Source organism: Chryseobacterium sp. MMS23-Vi53, assembly GCF_047651245.1.
Classification (GTDB): Bacteria; Bacteroidota; Bacteroidia; order Flavobacteriales; family Weeksellaceae; genus Chryseobacterium.
Genome location: NZ_CP180265.1, coordinates 444807 through 464126, shown reverse-complemented (window position 1 = coordinate 464126; position 19320 = coordinate 444807). Strand labels below are relative to the sequence as shown.

Below are 19320 nucleotides of genomic sequence, written 5' to 3'. Positions count from 1 at the left end.
ATTGTTCTATAAAATTTTAAAATTAAATAATAAAAAACCACTGATCGCGTCAGTGGTTTTAAAATTTTATGTTGAGATTAAATTTCTTTGAAACTTAGACCTTGTTCTGCCAACAATTTTTGCTCCTGCTCTTTATAGTAACCACTTACTAATTTATCGTGAATTGCTTCAAATGCGGCAAGAGTTTCATTAATTTCTGCATCTGTATGAGATGCTGTAGGAATTAATCTTAATAAAATCATTCCTTTTGGAATTACCGGATAAACAACAACCGATGTAAAAATTCCGTAGATTTCTCTTAGATCTTTTACCAAAAGAGTCGCTTCTACCGGAGTTCCCTGCATCATAACCGGAGTTACGCAAGTGTTTGTATCACCAATGTTGAAACCTCTTTCTTTAAGACCGTTTTGTAGTTTATTGGTATTTTCCCAAAGTTTTGCTTTAATTTCAGGTCTTGTTCTCAACAATTCCAATCTTTTTAAACCTCCGATTACCATTGGCATTGTTAAAGATTTAGCAAAAATCTGAGATCTTAAGTTGAATTTCAGATATCTGATCACTTCTTTATCACCAGCGATGAAAGCTCCGAAACCTGCCATAGATTTAGCAAAAGTAGAGAAGTAAACATCGATCTTATCCTGACATTTCTGCTCTTCACCAGCTCCGGCTCCCGTTTTTCCAAGAGTTCCGAATCCGTGAGCATCGTCAACCAAAAGTCTGAATTTATATTTTGATTTTAATTCACAAATTTCTTTCAATTTACCTTGTTGTCCTCTCATTCCGAAAACCCCTTCAGTAATTACCAAAATACCACCGCCAGTTTCCTGAGCGACTTTTGTTGCTCTTTGAAGGTTTTTTTCAAGGCTTTCGATATTGTTGTGCTTGTATGTAAATCTTTTACCTGCGTGAAGTCTCACACCATCAACGATACAAGCGTGAGAATCAACATCATATACGATAACATCGTTTCTTCCGACCAAAGCATCGATGGTAGAAACCATTCCCTGATAACCGAAATTTAATAAATATGCTGATTCTTTTTGAACGAAATCTGCCAATTCTCTCTCCAACTGCAAGTGTTGCTCAGTTTCGCCCGACATTGCTCTTGCACCCATCGGATAAAACATTCCGTACTCTGCAGCAGCTTTTGCATCCGCTTCCAAAACTTCAGGATGATTACACATTCCTAAATAATCATTAGCACTCCAGAAAATTACTTCTCTGCCCTGAAACTTCATTCTCGGGCCGATTGGTCCTTCTAATCTAGGGAAAATGAAATACCCTTCACCATAATCTGCAAACTGTCCAAGAGGTCCTGGATTTTCTTTTATTCTGTCAAAAATATCCAACATTTTTATTAATATTTTTAAGTAAAAAAGCCTTCCTGATTACAAAAAGGCTTGATTTGTATAGATTTATTTAAATTTTATTTGATGAATTCGGTCTTAAAAACTTCATCGTAGTTGTGAACACAATTGTTAACAAATCCTTGTTCTGCCATCCATTTATCACTGTAAACTTTTGTGATGTATCTTGAACCGTGGTCTGGATAAATTAAAACAACCATATCGTTCTCAGTAAATTCGTGAGATTGAGCATATTGAATTAATGCCTGTGTAACAGCTCCGGTTGTGTAACCTCCCATAATAGCTTCTTTCAAAGCAATTTCGCGGGTTCTGTAAGCAGACATTTCGTCATTTACTCTTACAAATTCATCTACTTTATCGAAAAGAAGGGCAGAAGGGATCAGATTTTTTCCCATTCCCTCGATTTGATAAGGATGAACATCTTCTTTGTGAATTTCTCCTGTTTCGTGGTAGCTCTTTAAAATAGATCCATCCGCATCAACACCAATAATTTTGATGTTCGGATTTTTCTCTTTTAAAAATTTAGCTGACCCTGATAAAGTTCCACCCGTTCCTGTACAAGCGAAAAGGTGAGTTATTTTACCTTCCGTTTGCTCCCAAATTTCAGGACCAGTAGTCTGGTAGTGTGCATCAATATTCAATTCGTTGAAATACTGATTGATGTAAACTGAATTTGGTGTTTCTGAAGCGATTCTTTTAGCCACTTCATAATATGATCTCGGATCGTCTGCAGGTACATTCGCAGGACAGATATATACGGTAGCGCCTAAAGCTTTAAGATAGGCAATTTTCTCAGGCTTGGTTTTGTCGCTCACCGCAAGAATACACTTATATCCTTTAATGATGCAAACCATTGCAATAGAGAATCCTGTATTTCCGGAAGTAGTTTCTACAACTACGGAATCTTCTTTTAATAAACCTTTTTTTTCAGCGTTTTCTATAATATGAAGTGCGATTCTGTCTTTAGTGGAATGTCCAGGATTATATGATTCTAACTTGGCATAAACGGTTGCAGGAATATCTTTCGTCACAGTGTTAAGCTTCACCATAGGAGTATTTCCTATTAGGCCAAGTATATTATCGTAAACATTACTCATTATTTGTTATTTTTCAATAAAAATCTGTCGGCAAAAATACAAAAAAATAAATTTAGTTTCTAAACTTTTGTTTGATTTCTAACCTCTAAAATAGATAAAATTTTATTTTCTGTTACTATCTAAACTCGAAAGTTTTCAAAAAGCGAGCCAAAATCTTTAAATTTTGTTAAAAACAATAGATAATGACCGAAAAACCTTATTTTCGCGTAATTGATTTAATACTATGAAAAATTGGACTTTTAGGCAATGGAACACCGTCCTCGGATGGGTGGTTTTCGTCATTGCATTTTTCACGTACTTGTCCACCATAGAACCCAATTTCAGTTTTTGGGATTGTGGAGAGTACATTTCTTCTGCGGTAAAACTCGAAGTAACGCACGCTCCCGGAGCCGCCTTATTTCAGATTGTGGGTGCTGTGGCAGCCATTTTTGCTTTTGGAAATGGAGAGAATTATTCTATCGTGATCAATGGAATGTCGGCGTTGTTCAGTGCACTGACGATTTTGTTTTTGTTCTGGACGATCACTCATTTTGTGAGAAGACTTTTAAACAAAGATTTTGATGAAGTTACCAGACATCAGGAGATTTCGGTTCTTTTCGCAGGAGTTGTAGGAGCTCTGTGTTTCACATTTTCGGATACGTTTTGGTTTTCGGCGGTTGAAGGAGAGGTTTATTCGATGGCGTCTATGTTCATCGCTCTTTTAGTATGGTTGATTACAAAATGGGAAAACGAATATCTCGCAAAAGACAGCGAGAGATGGATTATTCTTATTTTCTTTATTTTAGGACTTTCTGTGGGAGTTCACATGATGTGTATGTTGGCGATTCCTGCGGTTTGTTTAATATATTATGCAAGAAAATACGAATTTACATGGAAAAATTTCGCTTGGGCAAACTTAATTACTTTAATCATTCTTGCGATTGTATTTAAAGGTATTTTTCCTTTAATCATGACGATGTTTGGGAAACTTGAGATTTTCTTCGTTAATGGATTAGGTCTTCCTTTCCACTCAGGAACGATTGCGGCGTTTATTTTAATGATTGCAATTTGTTATTTCCTTATAAAATATTCAAGAAAATTAAAGAAAAATCTTTATCAGACAATTGCTTTATCGGTCGTTTTCATGATGATTGGTTTCTCTTGCTGGATGGTAATTCCTATCAGGGCAAATGCAAATCCACCAATGAACCTTAATGATCCGGACAACGCGATTGGGATGTTGGATTATTATAACAGAGAACAATACGGTGACTGGCCTACAGGTTATGGTCAAAACTATACGGCTTTCCTGGATGCTAACGGAATTGAGAAAAATGAAGACGGAAGTTTCAAAACTCAAAAAACGGGAGAAATCTATGAAAAAGACGAAAAAACAGGAACTTACAGAAAAACAGGAGATCGATTCAACTATGTTTTCAATAAGGCTCATGTAGGTTTTATGCCTAGAATGTTTAATGAAGATAAAGATGTGATGGCCAACTACATTTCGATGTACGGAGCGCCGGATTTTACATTCAATTACGGAAACGAAGATGTTGCAGACAGCCCGGAAGCTAAGCAGATTTTCGAAGAAATGAGACAGAAATATGCAGATAAGACCATTACGGCTGCAGATTATCTTAAAGTAAAACCTTATAACTTAATCAATGTTCAGAAGCCTTCTTTAGCTCAGAATTTAGATTATTTTATTACGTTTCAGAATGGATATTATTTCATCAGATATCTAATGTGGAACTTCGTAGGTCGCCAAAATGATTTAGAAGGTAATATGGAAATTACAAGAGGGAATTGGATTTCCGGTATTCCTTTTATTGATAATGCTTTGTGGGGAAATCAGGATAAAATGCCTGCTAAATTCAAAAATGAAAGTACGGTAAAATTCTTCTTTTTACCTTTAATTTTAGGATTAATCGGATTCTTTTTCCAATTAAACAGAGATTTTAAAAGATTCTATGCGATCTTAGCGTTATTCATCATCACAAGTGTCGGAATTATTTTCTATACAGGTGTAAAGCCTTTCGAACCAAGAGAAAGAGATTACGCAATGGTAGGCTCATTCTACGCATTTGCCATCTGGATCGGATTGGGAGCAGGAGCTCTTCTTTGGTTCTTACAGTCTAAAGTAAAATCTAACGGAGCAAACATTGCTGCGGGTGTGGTTTTATTGGGAGTTCCTTTTATGATGGGCTTCCAAAACTATAATGTTCACAACAGACACGACAGATATACTTCTTACGATTACGGATATTCTATGTTAAAATCTTTACCGAAAAATGATATTGTTTTCGTGTATGGTGATAATGATACGTATCCGGTTTGGGCGATTCAGGAAACTGAAAATTTCAGAGATGATGTAAAAGTGGTCAACTTTACCTTAGCTTCAACACCCTGGAATATCGATCAAATTAAAAGAAGAACATATAATGCAGCGGCAGTTCCGGGAGTTTTAACTCACGATGACTACAGAGATGGTGTAAATGACCAGATCTATATGATGAAAAAAGATGATTGGCAGGGACTTTTCTCGATGTTGAAAGAACAGGGAGCACCTGAAACTGAGTTTGCAGAATTCAGAAAATTCCTTACTCAGGATTCGATGACGTTAAAGGAAGCAATTAACTTCCTTAAACATAAATCTCCTGCAAAAGATGAACTTCTTAAGATGTATTTTGGGGAAGAAAAATTTGAGAAATACAATATTTTACCCGTAAATAAATTCATTTTACCAGTAAATAAAGCCAACGCTTTACAAGCAGGAATCATTAATCAGGCAGATCTTCCAAATACAGTAAATCAAATTATGATTACTTACAAAGGAAATACGCTTTACAAAAACAATTTGATTCTGCTTGATGTTTTGGCAAATTTTGACTGGAAAAGACCGATCAACTTCTCTTCAGGGGGTATTTATGACAGCGAAAACATATTCTATCTGGATGAATATCTTCAGTTTGATGGATTTAGTTATAGATTAATTCCAATTCACACACCACAAACTCCGGATGGAGAAATGGGAAGAGTAGATGCAAATTCTTTATATAATGTTGTTAAAAACTTCAGATGGGGTAATTTTAAAAACTTAAATGCTCACTTTGATGAAACAGCAACGTCCAACATTATGAGCTACAGATCGTCTGCAAGTAGGGCTGCAGCAGCTTTAGCAACAATGGGGCAAAAAGGAAAAGCAATAGAACTATTAGATCTTGCTGCAAAAGAAATCCCTGCTGAGAAATACAATGATCCTCGTTCATTAAGTTCAATGGTTTACGGATATATCGTTGCAGGACAAGAGAAAAAAGGATTACAGCTAGCTGAAGTTCTTAAAAAAGGAATCTTTGAAGAGTACGATTATTACATGAGTTTAAGCAGAGCAGATCAAAGTTATTTGAGAAAGCAGATCAGAACAAAACCAATGGAATATTCTCTTGTGATTTCGGCTGTTACAGATGCTTACACAAGAATCGGACAAAAAGATAAAGCTTACGATTATTTGGTAAAATCGATCGAGCCAATCGATAAGAAATTCAATAGATTTGTTGAAAACCTTAAAGAAATGGGCAAAGAAAAAGCGATGAAAGAATCTGAAGAAGTACAAAAGATCACGCCATTCTATCAATATTTATTTGATGTCATGGAGCCTTTTGATTCCACTTATTCGAAAGAAAAAGAAACTCAGATCACTAATTCGATTATCAGAGCGACACAATAATAACAAAATTTAAAACGGAACTTCGGTTCCGTTTTTTTTATGTGTTGGGATTTCAAAAATTTTAAGATTATATTTGCCAAATCAAAGAAGCACAATGGCAGAGACGAAAAACAAAAAAATCCCAATCTATGCTGTAATTTTTACAGTTGTTTTTAAACTCATTTTTTTACTGACGCACTACATTCAGGAAGACGCATTTATCACCTGGAGAGTGGCGCAAAACCTTTTAGATTACGGTGTGATCGGATTCAATGGGGCTACGAAGATTTCCGCATCTACAACGCATTTGTATGTTTTTGTTTCCTATTTTTTTAATTTAATTTTCGGAAAAGAAAACTTCGTAGAACCAATTCTTATATTTAATTCCATACTTTTCACGATAGGAAGTTTGCTGCTTTCACATTTGGTATTGAAAAACGTTTGGCATAAAGCCATTTTTATATTTTTAATCGGAATTTTACCACCAGCAATAAAAATTTCTATTCTCGGGATGGAATACGGAATTCTTTTCTTTTTAGAAATGGCTTTGCTTTATTTTGGCTTTAATAAAGGCAAAAAATGGGTACTGATTGTTCTTCCTGTTTTAATCTTATTTACAAGAATTGATACCGTTATTTTCTTAGGAATTGTATTTTTGGTTGATATTTTTTGGACTAAAAAAATTAGATGGACCTATATTTTTGGCGGAATTTTAGGAATTTCAACAGCGTTGGCTTTCAACTGGTTTTATTTCGGTGAAATTGTAAATAATACAATTGTTGCTAAAAAACTGGCTTATGATCAAAAATTTACATTTGCTCAGAATTTAGAATATTTCAGATTAAATTTTGGAAACTTCTGGGGAATGCTGAAGCTTCCGGGAGACTTCAATCCGTTGACGATTCTTTTATTAATTTTTGAATTATTATGTTTCATATATTTAATTAGACAAAGACAAAAAAGAAACGTTTTCCTTTGGATGATCTTTATTTTCGGATGGGTAAAACAGCTGATTTTCCTTTCACAAAAAAGTCTTTTTGACTGGTATTATTGGGTGCCGCAAATCTTGCTTTTTGTACCTGTTCTAATTTTTGTTTTGGAGCAGAAGGTAAAAAGAAACCTTTGGTTATCTTTATTAATCGTGGTTTACATCATTCCAATGTTGGCATTCCAAACCATACATTCCATCGCGACAGGAAACGGAGAATGGAATTACAGAAGAACAATCGGAACATTTTTAAACAAATACGAAAAAGATAAAAACGAATGGATTTTCCTTGAGCCGGCTGGTTATGTTCCTTATTTTTCTGGTTTAAAAACGATTGATGAAGTTGGTTTGGTAGATAAAGAAGTTCAGGAAGAAATCAAAAAAGATAAACCGAATTTCTGGATCAATACAGTGAAGAACAGAAAACCAAAATATCTGCTTTCTTACGATGATTTATTTACATCTAAAAATGCAGAATATTTGAAAGTTCATTATAAATTAATCAAAGAATTCCGAGTAAAAGACCATCTGAAAAGCGACAATAAAATTTTAGAAAAAATCTATATTTTAAAGCCTTCCGGAACGGATTATAACTTGTACGAAAGGATTGATTAATTGAGATGGAAGCAGGATGTTGGAAGTTTACATTTTTGCGCATACTTTTTAAGTTAAAATTCTCCAACTCTAAGACCCTAAAACTCTCAGACACTCGAACCCAAGAACCCTAAAACAAAACCAAAAAATGAAATACTGTGCATTTCTCCGTGGCGTCAACGTAAAAGGAACCAACATGAAAATGGCGGAAGTCTGTCAGGTTTTCAAGGATGCGGGAATGAGTAATGTGGTTTCGATTTTAGCATCAGGAAATATTGTTTTTTCATCTGATAAAAAATCCGATGAATTAAAGAATATCCTTGAAAAAGCTATGTCTGAACATTTTTGTTACGAAGCATTTTTATTCATCAAATCTCAGGAAGAAATAGAAAATTTCTGGAACGGAAATCCTTTTGAAAAAAATGATGAACTTCATTCGTATACTTTTGTCGGAAATGATGGAATAGAAAATGTTTTAATGCAAGAATTTGAAAATGCTTCAAAAACAGAAAATGAAGATGCCAAAATCGTAAATAATATTTTCTATTGGCAAGTTCCAAAAGGAAATACTTTAGATTCTACTTTCGGAAAAATTTTGGGTAAGAAGAGTTTGAAAGATCAGTTTACGAGTAGGAATATTAATACTTTTGAGAAGATTTTGAAGAAGTTTTAATGTAAAATTCTCTCGCAGATTTGGAAGATTACGCAGATGTTTGCGTAAAAATTAGTAAGAAATAATTTCAAAAAAATCTGCGTAATCTTCCAAATCTGCGAGAATAAAAAAGAATAAGCATTAAAGTTAAAATCAAAAATTCCAAAAGACCAAAACTATTGTAATCATAGTCTGTTAAAGCCTTCAAATAATTTCCGATTCCCGAACTTTATCATTATTTTTACTGAACTTTTTAATTAAAATAAAATGATTCAGTATTTAAATAATATTCATCACAAAGATTCAAAAAACTTTTTCCTTATTGCCGGTCCATGTATCATTGAAGGCGAAGATATGGCATTAAAAATTGCTGAAAAAGTAGTAGAATTAACCAATAAATATAACATTCCATACATTTTCAAAGGAAGTTTTAAAAAAGCTAACAGAAGTAGAGTAGATTCTTTTACGACAATTGGTGAAGAAAAATCTTTGGAAATCCTTAAAAAAGTTGGAGAAACTTTCAACATTCCGACAACAACAGATATTCACGAAAACGAACACGCTGCTTTGGCTGCTCAATATGTTGATGTTCTGCAGATTCCGGCGTTTTTGGTTCGTCAGACAGACCTTTTGGTTGCTGCCGCGCAAACAGGAAAATGTGTGACGTTGAAAAAAGGGCAATTCCTTTCTCCGGAATCTATGAAATTTGCGGTTCAAAAAATAACAGATTCTGATAATCAGAAAGTTGCTATCATCGAAAGAGGAAATTCTTTTGGTTATACAGACTTAATTGTTGATTACAGAGGAATTCCGACAATGAGACAGTATGCTCCTGTAATTCTTGATGTTACGCATTCTCTACAACAGCCAAACCAAAGTTCAGGCGTTACCGGAGGTAGACCAGATCTGATAGAAACCGTTGCAAAAGCAGGAATCGCAGTGGGTGCAGACGGAATTTTTATTGAAACTCACCCAACTCCGGAAACCGCTTTATCAGACGGCGCAAATATGTTGAGACTGGATCTTTTGGAAGATTTATTACAAAAATTAACACGAGTACGAGAAGCAATCTTATAATTTAGACTGTTTAAACTTTCATTTTTTATTTGAAGCTTTTTCCCGCTTTCCACTGTATCTTTTTGGTTACGGGCTCCGCTTCGCTGCGCCCGCAACCAAAAAGGATGCCGCTTCAATCGGGGCTAGGTTTGTAGAGATTAATTCAAGAGTAAGAATCGATACAGAGTTTGCAAAAACTTCATTTTAAGAAATGTTAAAGAAAGTTTAAATAAGTTAAAATAAAATTTATATATTCACGTTTGAAATTTTAAAACATTTCTTTTGAAAAAACTAGTTTTACCACTAAGCCTTATATTCCCAGTATTAGTATTCTCTCAGGTCAAGAAGAAGAAGGATACAATCGCTAGAACAACAGACATTGAAGAGGTCGTTTTCCAGAAAAAAGTTGCAGGAAGCACAAAGGACATAACCAATATAAAAATTTCTGCTAAGGATGCTAAAAATGTAGCAAGTATTTCCGGAGGTATTGAAGGGATTATCAAGACATTACCGTCTGTAAACTCCAATACAGAGCTTTCTTCACAATATATGGTTCGTGGTGGAAACTATGACGAAAACCTTATCTACATCAACGATATCGAGATTTACAGACCTTTCCTGATCCGAAATTCTCAGCAGGAAGGTTTAAGTATCATTAATCCGGATATGGTTTCGACCGTAAACTTCTCTGCAGGAGGTTTTGAACCGAGATATGGCGATAAAATGTCTTCAGCTTTAAATATTTATTATCGCGAACCTCAAAATTTTGAAGTTGCAGGAGAAGCAAGTTTAATTGGAGGAAGATTAACAACAGGTTTCGGAGCAGGGAAAGACAGTGAAGGAAATAAAAAGTTTACTGCTTTATTTTCAGGAAGATATAGAAATACGAATCTTGTTTTAAATACTTTAAAAGAGGATACAGATTTCAATCCAAAATACATGGATTTCCAAACGTATCTGAATTACCATTTTAGTCCAAAATTTAGCATGTCATTCATCGGATATTACTCTAAGAATGATTATGAAATGATTCCAAGGACACGAGAAGTAGATTTTGGAAGTCTTAACCAACCTCTAAAGTTGAATGTATATTATGGAGGTAGCGAAGATGATAAGTATAAAAACATGATGGGGACTTATTCAATGAACTACAAACCATCAGATAAATGGAGATTTACATTGGATGCTTTTGCTTATCAGAACCGTGAAAGAGAATATTACTCGATTGCTTCTGCTTATATTTTACAGACTTTTGACCCAATTACAGGAGCGCCAGTTACTTCTTATGACACAGGCGGACAAATAGAACACGCACGTAATGATTTGTTTGTAAGAACATATGGAGCACAGTTCAGAACTCGTTTTTCACCGAATGTAAATACAGATATTGAAGTTGGTTTTAAATACGAAAAAGAAAACTTAAAAGATCTTACCAACGAATGGAAATTGGTAGATTCTTCTGGATATAGTACACCAATTCCTGCGGTAATTGATCCTAGAGTTCCTGCAGATCTGGATTTATTTTATCATATTTCCGGGCAAAACCATATTCAGCCAACGAGAATGTCTGCTTATGCACAATATTCTCAGAAGTTTTTATGGGGCAGCAATAAGGTATTTGTAAACGCCGGAGCAAGAGTTGCACACTGGAGTTTTAATAATGAAACTATTTTCTCTCCAAGAGCGCAGTTTGCTATCAAACCGGATTGGAATACCGACATGTTATTCAGACTTTCGGGAGGGGTTTATTATCAGGCTCCTTTCTATAAGGAAATTAAAGATTTAGAAGGAAATTTTAATCCAAATATTAAATCTCAGAGATCCATTCAGGCTATTTTGGCTAATGATTATGAATTTTATTTTGATGACAGACCGTTCAAGTTAACAACTGAACTTTATTATAAAAAAATGAATAATCTTATTCCGTATTATATGGATAATGTGAGAATTCGTTACACAGGTCAAAATAATGCTTCAGGTTATGCTTACGGAATTGATACAAGATTATTCGGGGAATTTGTTCCCGGTGTTGATTCCTGGTTGTCTGCAAGTTACGCAAGAGTATATGAAAATGTTGATGGAAGAGGAGATATTCCAAGACCGACAGATCAACGTTTCAGATTTGCGATGTTCTATCAGGATTATATGCCAAGATTCCCACAAATGCGTGTAAATCTTACATTAGTTTATGCGATGGGATTACCAACAGGAGCGCCGGTTTTCACAGATCCTTATCAATATCAGAAAACATTGCCTTCTTATAAAAGGGTAGATTTAGGGCTTTCTTATGTATTTATTGATCCTAAAGAAAAAAATAATGCATACGGATTTTGGGGTAATTTTGATGAATTAACTTTAGGAGTACAGGTTTTCAATGCATTTAATATCAGAAATACAGTTGCGAATCAATGGATTACAGACGCGAATACAAGTTTAATGTATCCTGTTCCTGTTCGTTTAACAGGACGTTTCTTCAACGTAAAACTTGAATTTAAAATTGGTTCTAAGAAGAATTAAGATTTACAATTAAGAGAATATCCTCAATCATCTGTGAAAATCAGTGAGATCTGTGGGAAATAAATAATAAAAGCTTCTGAAAATCTCAGGAGCTTTTCTTTTCCTAAATTTTATAACAACAATACAAAATTCTATAACATCTATATCAAAGTTATTTTTAACTTTGCTTCAATGAAAAAGATTCTTGCCATATTGTTTTCTATTTTCTACTTCGGATTTTCTTCCGGAGCGGTTTTTAGTGTTCATTATTGCATGAATGAATTTTCCTCTGTAAGCCAGAAAGTTGAAGATGTTTGCAGCAAATGTGGTGTTAAAACCAAGAAAGATTGCTGTAAAACAGAAATCAAATGGGTAAAAGTCGATGATTCTCAAAAATCAGATTTTCTTAAAATCGATTTCTTAAAACAAATTTCAGAGTTTCCAAAACATGAATTTTTCTTTGTAGATCGATCTTTTTCAGCTACAAAATTTGCTCAGATTCAGATCAATGCGCCGCCGGAAAATAGGTCGGTTCCGATCTTTATCAATCATTGTAATTTTAGAATTTAAAATTCGTTAGTCGTTTGATCATTCAATCATTACGAACGACACGTCTTGTCGCACTATGCGATATTTAAAACAATTCTTTATTAAAATTTAATTCTAAAACTTAAAACAATGAAAAAATATATCATTACAGCAGTATTCTCTTTATTTTCAATCATTTCAATTGCAGCACAATCTAAAAAAGATGCACAGGTTAGTAAACTTTATCAAAACTATATTGCCATAAAATCAGCTTTGGCTTCAGATGATGCAGACAAAACTTCAAAAGCAGCGATAGAGTTCATCAAAACGGCTTCTGCGATAGATGTTAAGCAAATTTCAGAAGGAAATCTGAATATTCTTAGAAAAGATGCGACAGCAATTTCTGAAGCAAGAAATATCAATACTCAAAGAGAAACTTTCATGAACCTTTCAGATAATATGATTGCTTTAGCGAAAGAATTCAAAGTTTCTGAAAATCCGGTTTACGTTCAATATTGTCCAATGGCAGACGGTAGCTGGTTGAGCGATGAAGCTAAAATTGTAAATCCTTATTACGGAAAATCCATGCTTTCTTGCGGAAATGTAAAGTCTACAATTAAATAATTATTGTATCTTATTTTAAAATAATAAGTTGTATAGCTTAAATTAAATTTTACTTTAAATATATTTTCAAAATTTGTCATCCTGAAAGGATCTAAGCATAGTATTATAAACAGTATTGAAAGATTAATGTCTAAATTCCTACGGAATGACAAACTTGGTGGATATTTTCTAATTTTTAAATAGATGACTTTCGCCATAGCCCCGATTGTAACGGCATCCTTTTGTGTAGCAAAGCGTAACAAAAGATACAGTGAAAAGCGGGAAATAGCTTCAAAAAGTTTAAACAAATTCAATATTTAAAATACTAAAATTCAAGCTATACAACTTCAAAAAACTTCGAAATATTATGAAAAAAATAATAATATTTCTGATGCTTTTGTTCTCTGTATTCAGTTTTTCACAAACAACAAAAACATACTTTACCTGTCCGATGGATCCTGAAGTGGTTTCTTCGAAACCCGGTGACTGTCCGAAATGCGGGATGACTTTGAGGAAGAAAATAGTTATTATAAAACCAAAAGTTGTTGCGAAACCTGATGTAAAACCTGTTCCGAAAACAGAGATAAAATCAACAGAAATTAAAAGTAAGAATAAGGATAGGATTGATAAAAAAATTGATGTAAAAAAAGATAAGAAATCGAATATTATTAAGTCTGTTTTAAATTCAAAAAATAAATCTGACGATAAAATTTTAACTCAATCAAAATCTCAGCCTAAACCTCAAACTCAATTTCAAAAATATACTTGCCCGATGCATCCTGAAGTGATTTCCGACAAACCGGGAAAATGCCCAAAATGCGGAATGGATTTAGTTGAAATTGAAAATAAATCTGACCAAAAGCCTGATTTTGAACCTCAAAATTCTGTTTTAAAAAGAAATTCAGAAAATGGAAAAGTAAGTTTTGGAGGAAAAACGGTTCGCTACGATTTATATGTAAAAGACACGATCGTCAATTTTACAGGAAAAAACCGTCGCGCGATTGCTGTAAACGGAAAATTACAGGCTCCAACTTTATATTTTACAGAAGGAGACACTGCAGAAATTTATCTTCACAATATGTTAAAAGAAAACACAGGTTTTCACTGGCATGGCGTGATTTTACCGAATGAACATGATGGTGTTCCTTATTTAACGACTAAGCCTGTAAAATCTGGAGAAACGCATTTATATAAGTTCAAAATTTCTCAAAATGGAACCTATTGGTATCATTCTCATGAAGGTTTGCAGGAACAGATTGGGATGAACGGAATTTTAGTATTTAATAAAAGAGAAGGAGAGCCAAAAGTGAATTACACTAGAGAAATTCCTGTGTTATTGGGAGATTGGAGTGATGATGATCCGATGCAGATTGCGAGAAGACTTCACATGGCGAATACGGATTGGTATGCGATTAAGAAAAATGCAGTTCAAAGTTACTGGGAAGCTATAAAATCCGGCAATTTCGGAACAAAAGCCCTGAATGAATGGAAAAGAATGGAAGCGATGGACGTAAGTGATGTTTATTACGATAAATTTCTCATCAATGGGCAGCCAAGTTCTGAATATTCTCAATTAAAAGCGGGAGATAAAGTTCGATTAAGAGTTGCCAACGGAGGCTCATCCACTTATTTTTGGCTGAATTTCGGAGGTGGGAAAATAAAAGTTGTCGGAAATGATGGAAATGACATTGTTCCTGTGGAAGTAGACCGTTTGATTGTCGGAGTTTCAGAAACCTACGATATTGAGGTTACGATTCCCGAAAATAAAAGCTTTGAATTTCGTGCAACTTCGGAAGACAGAACTGGTCACGCCTCGCTTTGGCTGGGTTCAGGAGAGAAAATTGAAGCTCCGAATTTGCCAAGATTAAAACTGTTTGAAGGCATGAAAATGATGAACGGAATGATGGAAATGAGCGGAAATATGAAGCCAATGAATATGACGATGAGCAATCAAATGATGGACATGAATGAGGTAATGTATCCGGAACTTTCTGAAAGTCAGCGAAAAATGACGATGAAACATATGAATGAAATGATTGGGATTAAAACTAAAGAAAAGGATAATGAAGGTCATTCCAATCATTCGGAAATGAATATGCAGGAAGAAAAGTCGATTAAAAGATTGTCTTACAATATGTTGAAATCACCTGAGAAAACAATTCTTCCAATAGAAAATGTTCGTGAATTAAACTTCAGATTAGAAGGTAATATGAACCATTATCTATGGACGCTGGACAATAAAACGGTTACAGAAACGGATAAAATTTTGGTTAAAAAAGGGGAGATTCTGCGAATTACGATGTATAATAATTCGATGATGCGCCATCCGATGCACCTTCATGGTCATGATTTTAGATTGATAAATTCTAAAGGTGAATATTCGCCACTTAAAAACGTTGTAGACATTATGCCGATGGAAACCAATACGATCGAATTTGCTGCAAACCAAGATGGTGACTGGTTTTTTCACTGTCACATTCTTTATCACATGATGGCGGGAATGGGAAGAATTTTTAGTTATGAAAATTCAAAACCGAATCCTCAGCTTCCTAACAGAAAATTGGCTTGGAGAGATTTTATGAAAGATAACAGGATGGTAAGTTCGATGGCAATGCTTGATATTCAGTCTAATAAATTACATGCGGAAACAATGACGATGTTCGGACCGAGATGGGCGAACCTGAATGAATTTCATTCTAATTGGGATTTTAATCATTTTGACGGAAATTTTAAAGTCGGAAGATTTTTAGGAAAATTCCAATGGGCATTGCCTTATGCAGGTTTCAGAATTCAGAAAAATCATGAAATTATGGAACGACAAATGGCGGAAGATATGGGAATGGATTTTCAAGGTAAGAAAACATGGTTCGGACAACAGAAAGCTTCCAAAACAAAAGCGGCTTTTATTGTGGGAATGCAATATGTTTTGCCCATGCTGATTACGGCTGATGCAAGTGTAGACCAGAATGGAAAGGTTTTATTGGAGCTAAGTCGGGAAGATATTCCGCTTTCCAGACGATTGAGAGGAAATTTTACAGTTAATTCTGATGGAGAATTTAATACAGGGTTACGCTATATTTTACAAAAATGGTTATCGGTTTCCGGAAATTATGATAATGAAATGGGATGGGGAGCCGGAATTACTTTGATGTACTAATAAAATAATATTTAAATAATTAATCCTTCAAGGTTTTTGAAACCGTGGAGGATTTTTCTTAATATAAAAATCACATTTCCAATTGTATAACTCTTTCAACCATTTTCTGATTTACATTTTCAGGAACTAATCTCATTATTAAATTTCGCAATCGAGTCCCTTTTTCCCATTGGGAAAATTTCCCTAGTTTCCAGCTTGTGTCTACAACATGATCTATTTTTTTTCTTCTTATTTGCTGGAATTGCTCAAAAATGATGTTAAAATCTTTATTTTTTTCTAATAACTTTCCAATGATATAAGCATCTTCAATTGCCTGACAGGCGCCTTGTCCCAAATTGGGAGTTGTCGCATGGGCTGAATCGCCTATTAAACAAAGATTTTCTGTGTGCCATCTGGGAACAGGAGACAAATCGATGATATCATTAAGAATAATATCTTCTTGTAAAGTAGATTCAATAATTTCATTAATTAATGGATGAAAACCTTGAAAATTTTCAATAAGACTATTATTACGATTATATATTTCTTGATTAATGACTGCATACCAATATATTTTTCTTTCAGTCATTCTTACAAAACCAAAGCGCTTTCCTTTGCCCCAAGTTTCAATCGCTTTCTGATGAAATTTTTCAGGCAGATCAAACTCAACCAATCCACGCCAACACATTTGCTGTGTATTACGAATTTTACCCGTTTTAAAAATTTGATTTCTAATTTTTGAATGAATTCCGTCTGCTCCGAAAATAATTTTGCTTTCAATTTTTGTTCCATTTTCAAAGCTTAAAAGATAATTTTCCTTCTTTTGAATTTCTTTTAAAGAATGGTTTAATTTAATATTTTCAAAACCTATATTTTCAGCCAGAATTCTTTGCAAATCTGCTCTGTGAATGGCTACATTACAGGAATTATATTTCTTTTCCAGTTCAAGAACATTTGTTTTAGAGATAAGTTTAAGATTTTCATCAGTAATTGAGATTCCATGAATTTTATTTCCTGCCTTTTCTATTTTTTCTTTTAGTCCCAATTTATCAAAAACCTGCATCGCATTGATGGCCATCATAATTCCTGAGCCGACGGGTTTTATTTCAGGGGCAGATTCGTAAATTGTAAAATCAAGATTATTTTGCTTTAAAATATTTCCCAATGTTAAACCTCCGATTCCTGCTCCGATGATTGAAATTGAATTCATTATTTTAAATTTTTCAGCTCGTTCAATAACAGATTTTGCTTTTTGATAAAATTTTCTAAACTATCTGTGTCCAATGGATGAGAATCCTGATAATTTTCAATTTCAGGAAGAGTTTTTTTGATTTTATATGCGTCATAAAATGAAGAAAGCTGTATAAAATTAAGGTTAATCCGAACTTTCAACTCATTCAATTTATTAAGTTTAACATCATATTTCTCGGAACTGTTCTTTAAAAGATCCAGAACTTCTTTTTGTAATGTCGAATCCATAATATTTTTCGCCCTTCTTTCCGCATCAGCATAATAATCTTCAGATGAATTTGTTACATTATCATAAAGATCTTTCATAATTCTGTTGTCATTTTGAATTCCCTGAAATCTTTCATCTAATTCTAAAAGTTTGGAATCATCCTTAATTTTTTCAGAATAAATTCCATCAATAATTGATTGCGATTTGCTTAATCTATTTATTGTGAAGCTAGATTCAGTGTTTTCAGCTGCTTTTTCTACAATATTTCTATCTGTGTTGTTATTTTCTTTACATGAAATTATCAATAAAAATAGAGCAGAAGAGAGAAGTATTTTTTTCATGGTTTATTTTATTATTGTGGAAATCCTTTACTTTTTTCAGATGACAAATATAACAGTCAATTCGTTTTAATGAGTTGAAGATAATTCAAAATTAGTTACAAAAAAAGCGGAACCTGAAAATCAAGCTCCGCCTATACATTATTCGTTAAAATTATTTACCTAAATAAGATTTCAAAATCTTACTTCTGGTATTGTGTTTCAATCTCTTGATCGCTTTTTCTTTGATCTGACGAACTCTCTCTCTCGTAAGATCGAAAGTTTCACCGATTTCTTCAAGAGTCATCGGATGTTTTCCGTTCAATCCGAAGTATAATCTTACCAAATCAGCCTCTCTTGGAGTCAAAGTATTTAATGCTCTTTCGATCTCGATTTGTAGAGATTCAAGCATCAAATCTTTATCCGGGCTTGGAGATTCTCCGGAACGCAATACGTCATAAAGATTAGAATCTTCACCTTCTACCAAAGGCGCATCCATAGACAAATGTCTACCGGAATTTTTCATTGATTCTTTGATATCTTCCTCGCTCATGTCAAGAACTTCAGCCAATTCTTCCGGAGAAGGTGGTCTTTCATTTTCCTGCTCAAGGTGAGCGTAAGCTTTGTTGATTTTGTTGATGGAACCGATTTTATTCAATGGTAATCTTACAATTCTCGACTGTTCAGCCAAAGCCTGTAAAATTGATTGACGAATCCACCACACCGCGTAAGAGATGAATTTGAAACCTCTCGTCTCATCATACCTTTTTGCCGCTTTCATCAGTCCTAAATTCCCTTCATTAATCAAATCGGGTAAAGAAAGACCTTGATTTTGGTACTGTTTAGATACTGAAACTACGAAACGAAGGTTGGCTTTAATTAATTTCTCAAGTGCTGCTCTGTCGCCCGCACGTATTCTTTGTGCCAAATCTACTTCTTCGTCTGCTGTAATTAGTTCAACTTTACCAATTTCCTGCAAATACTTGTCTAATGAAGCAGTTTCCCTGTTGGTAACCTGCTTAGTGATTTTTAATTGTCTCATCTATTTTTTCCTCAAAAAAGAGTTTGTATATATTATACGTTTGAGAAAGTAAAAAGGTTACACATGTTTCAATTATTTTTTATTTATTTAAATTAAAATTGAAAAATTAGTTGTAAATTATAGCTCTCACGCCACAGAACGAAGATTTTATTGTTTTATAATTTCTTTGTCACCTCGAGTAGATTTTGAAAAAAATGTATCGAGAGGTCTTGTAATTATTTTATTTGGAGCTTAATCCCGCTTTCCGCTATATCTTTTTCATTACGGCTTCCGCTTTGCTCCACCCGCAACAAAAAA

Annotated in this window: 13 protein-coding genes; 8 read left to right on the top strand and 5 right to left on the bottom strand. The window is 34.0% G+C overall.

Going from position 1 to position 19320, the window contains the following annotated elements:
- Positions 1-77: 77 nt before the first annotated feature.
- Together ACKX2A_RS02140 and ACKX2A_RS02135 are read right to left on the bottom strand one after the other, a co-directional pair.
- Complete coding sequence (locus ACKX2A_RS02140; RefSeq protein ID WP_415329522.1) at positions 78-1349, bottom strand: aminotransferase class I/II-fold pyridoxal phosphate-dependent enzyme; 1272 nt, start codon at positions 1347-1349, stop codon at positions 78-80.
- 77 nt (positions 1350-1426) lie between these two features.
- Entirely contained in the window at positions 1427-2464 is a 1038-nt protein-coding gene (locus tag ACKX2A_RS02135; RefSeq protein WP_415327382.1) for a PLP-dependent cysteine synthase family protein, read from the bottom strand.
- Between the two features lie 223 nt (positions 2465-2687).
- Here ACKX2A_RS02135 and ACKX2A_RS02130 point away from each other — a divergent pair, with 223 nt between their 5' ends.
- The 8 genes from ACKX2A_RS02130 (at position 2688) to ACKX2A_RS02095 (ending at position 16226) form a co-directional block, all read left to right on the top strand.
- Positions 2688-6173: a DUF2723 domain-containing protein gene (locus tag ACKX2A_RS02130; protein WP_415327380.1), complete on the top strand. Its 3486-nt coding sequence runs from the start codon at positions 2688-2690 to the stop codon at positions 6171-6173.
- A gap of 94 nt (positions 6174-6267) precedes the next feature.
- Positions 6268-7755: a hypothetical protein gene (locus tag ACKX2A_RS02125; RefSeq protein ID WP_415327379.1), complete on the top strand. Its 1488-nt coding sequence runs from the start codon at positions 6268-6270 to the stop codon at positions 7753-7755.
- Between the two features lie 127 nt (positions 7756-7882).
- Entirely contained in the window at positions 7883-8407 is a 525-nt protein-coding gene (locus ACKX2A_RS02120) for a DUF1697 domain-containing protein (RefSeq protein WP_415327377.1), read from the top strand.
- Positions 8408-8653: 246 nt separating this feature from the next.
- Positions 8654-9463, top strand: a complete 810-nt coding sequence (gene kdsA, locus ACKX2A_RS02115; protein WP_415327376.1) for a 3-deoxy-8-phosphooctulonate synthase — start codon at positions 8654-8656, stop codon at positions 9461-9463.
- A gap of 261 nt (positions 9464-9724) precedes the next feature.
- Positions 9725-11959 carry a TonB-dependent receptor plug domain-containing protein gene (locus tag ACKX2A_RS02110; RefSeq protein WP_415327375.1) on the top strand — a complete coding sequence of 745 codons (2235 nt, stop codon included), beginning with the start codon at positions 9725-9727 and terminating at the stop codon, positions 11957-11959.
- A gap of 171 nt (positions 11960-12130) precedes the next feature.
- The gene (locus ACKX2A_RS02105; protein WP_415327373.1) at positions 12131-12508 is read left to right on the top strand and encodes an HYC_CC_PP family protein; all 378 of its coding nucleotides are present in this window, start codon (positions 12131-12133) and stop codon (positions 12506-12508) included.
- Positions 12509-12616: 108 nt separating this feature from the next.
- Entirely contained in the window at positions 12617-13090 is a 474-nt protein-coding gene (locus tag ACKX2A_RS02100) for a DUF3347 domain-containing protein (RefSeq protein ID WP_415327372.1), read from the top strand.
- A 346-nt stretch (positions 13091-13436) separates the two neighbouring features.
- Positions 13437-16226: a multicopper oxidase domain-containing protein gene (locus tag ACKX2A_RS02095; protein ID WP_415327370.1), complete on the top strand. Its 2790-nt coding sequence runs from the start codon at positions 13437-13439 to the stop codon at positions 16224-16226.
- Positions 16227-16296: 70 nt separating this feature from the next.
- Here ACKX2A_RS02095 and ACKX2A_RS02090 read toward each other — a convergent pair whose 3' ends face one another.
- The 3 genes from ACKX2A_RS02090 to ACKX2A_RS02080 form a co-directional block, all read right to left on the bottom strand.
- Positions 16297-17415 carry an FAD-dependent monooxygenase gene (locus tag ACKX2A_RS02090; protein ID WP_415327369.1) on the bottom strand — a complete coding sequence of 373 codons (1119 nt, stop codon included), beginning with the start codon at positions 17413-17415 and terminating at the stop codon, positions 16297-16299.
- Positions 17415-18005: a hypothetical protein gene (locus tag ACKX2A_RS02085; protein ID WP_415327367.1), complete on the bottom strand. Its 591-nt coding sequence runs from the start codon at positions 18003-18005 to the stop codon at positions 17415-17417. The genes ACKX2A_RS02090 and ACKX2A_RS02085 overlap by 1 nt, the downstream gene beginning before the upstream one ends.
- A 151-nt stretch (positions 18006-18156) precedes the next feature.
- Positions 18157-19023, bottom strand: coding sequence for an RNA polymerase sigma factor RpoD/SigA (locus ACKX2A_RS02080; protein ID WP_027385416.1), 867 nt, complete (start codon positions 19021-19023; stop codon positions 18157-18159).
- Positions 19024-19320: the final 297 nt, after the last annotated feature.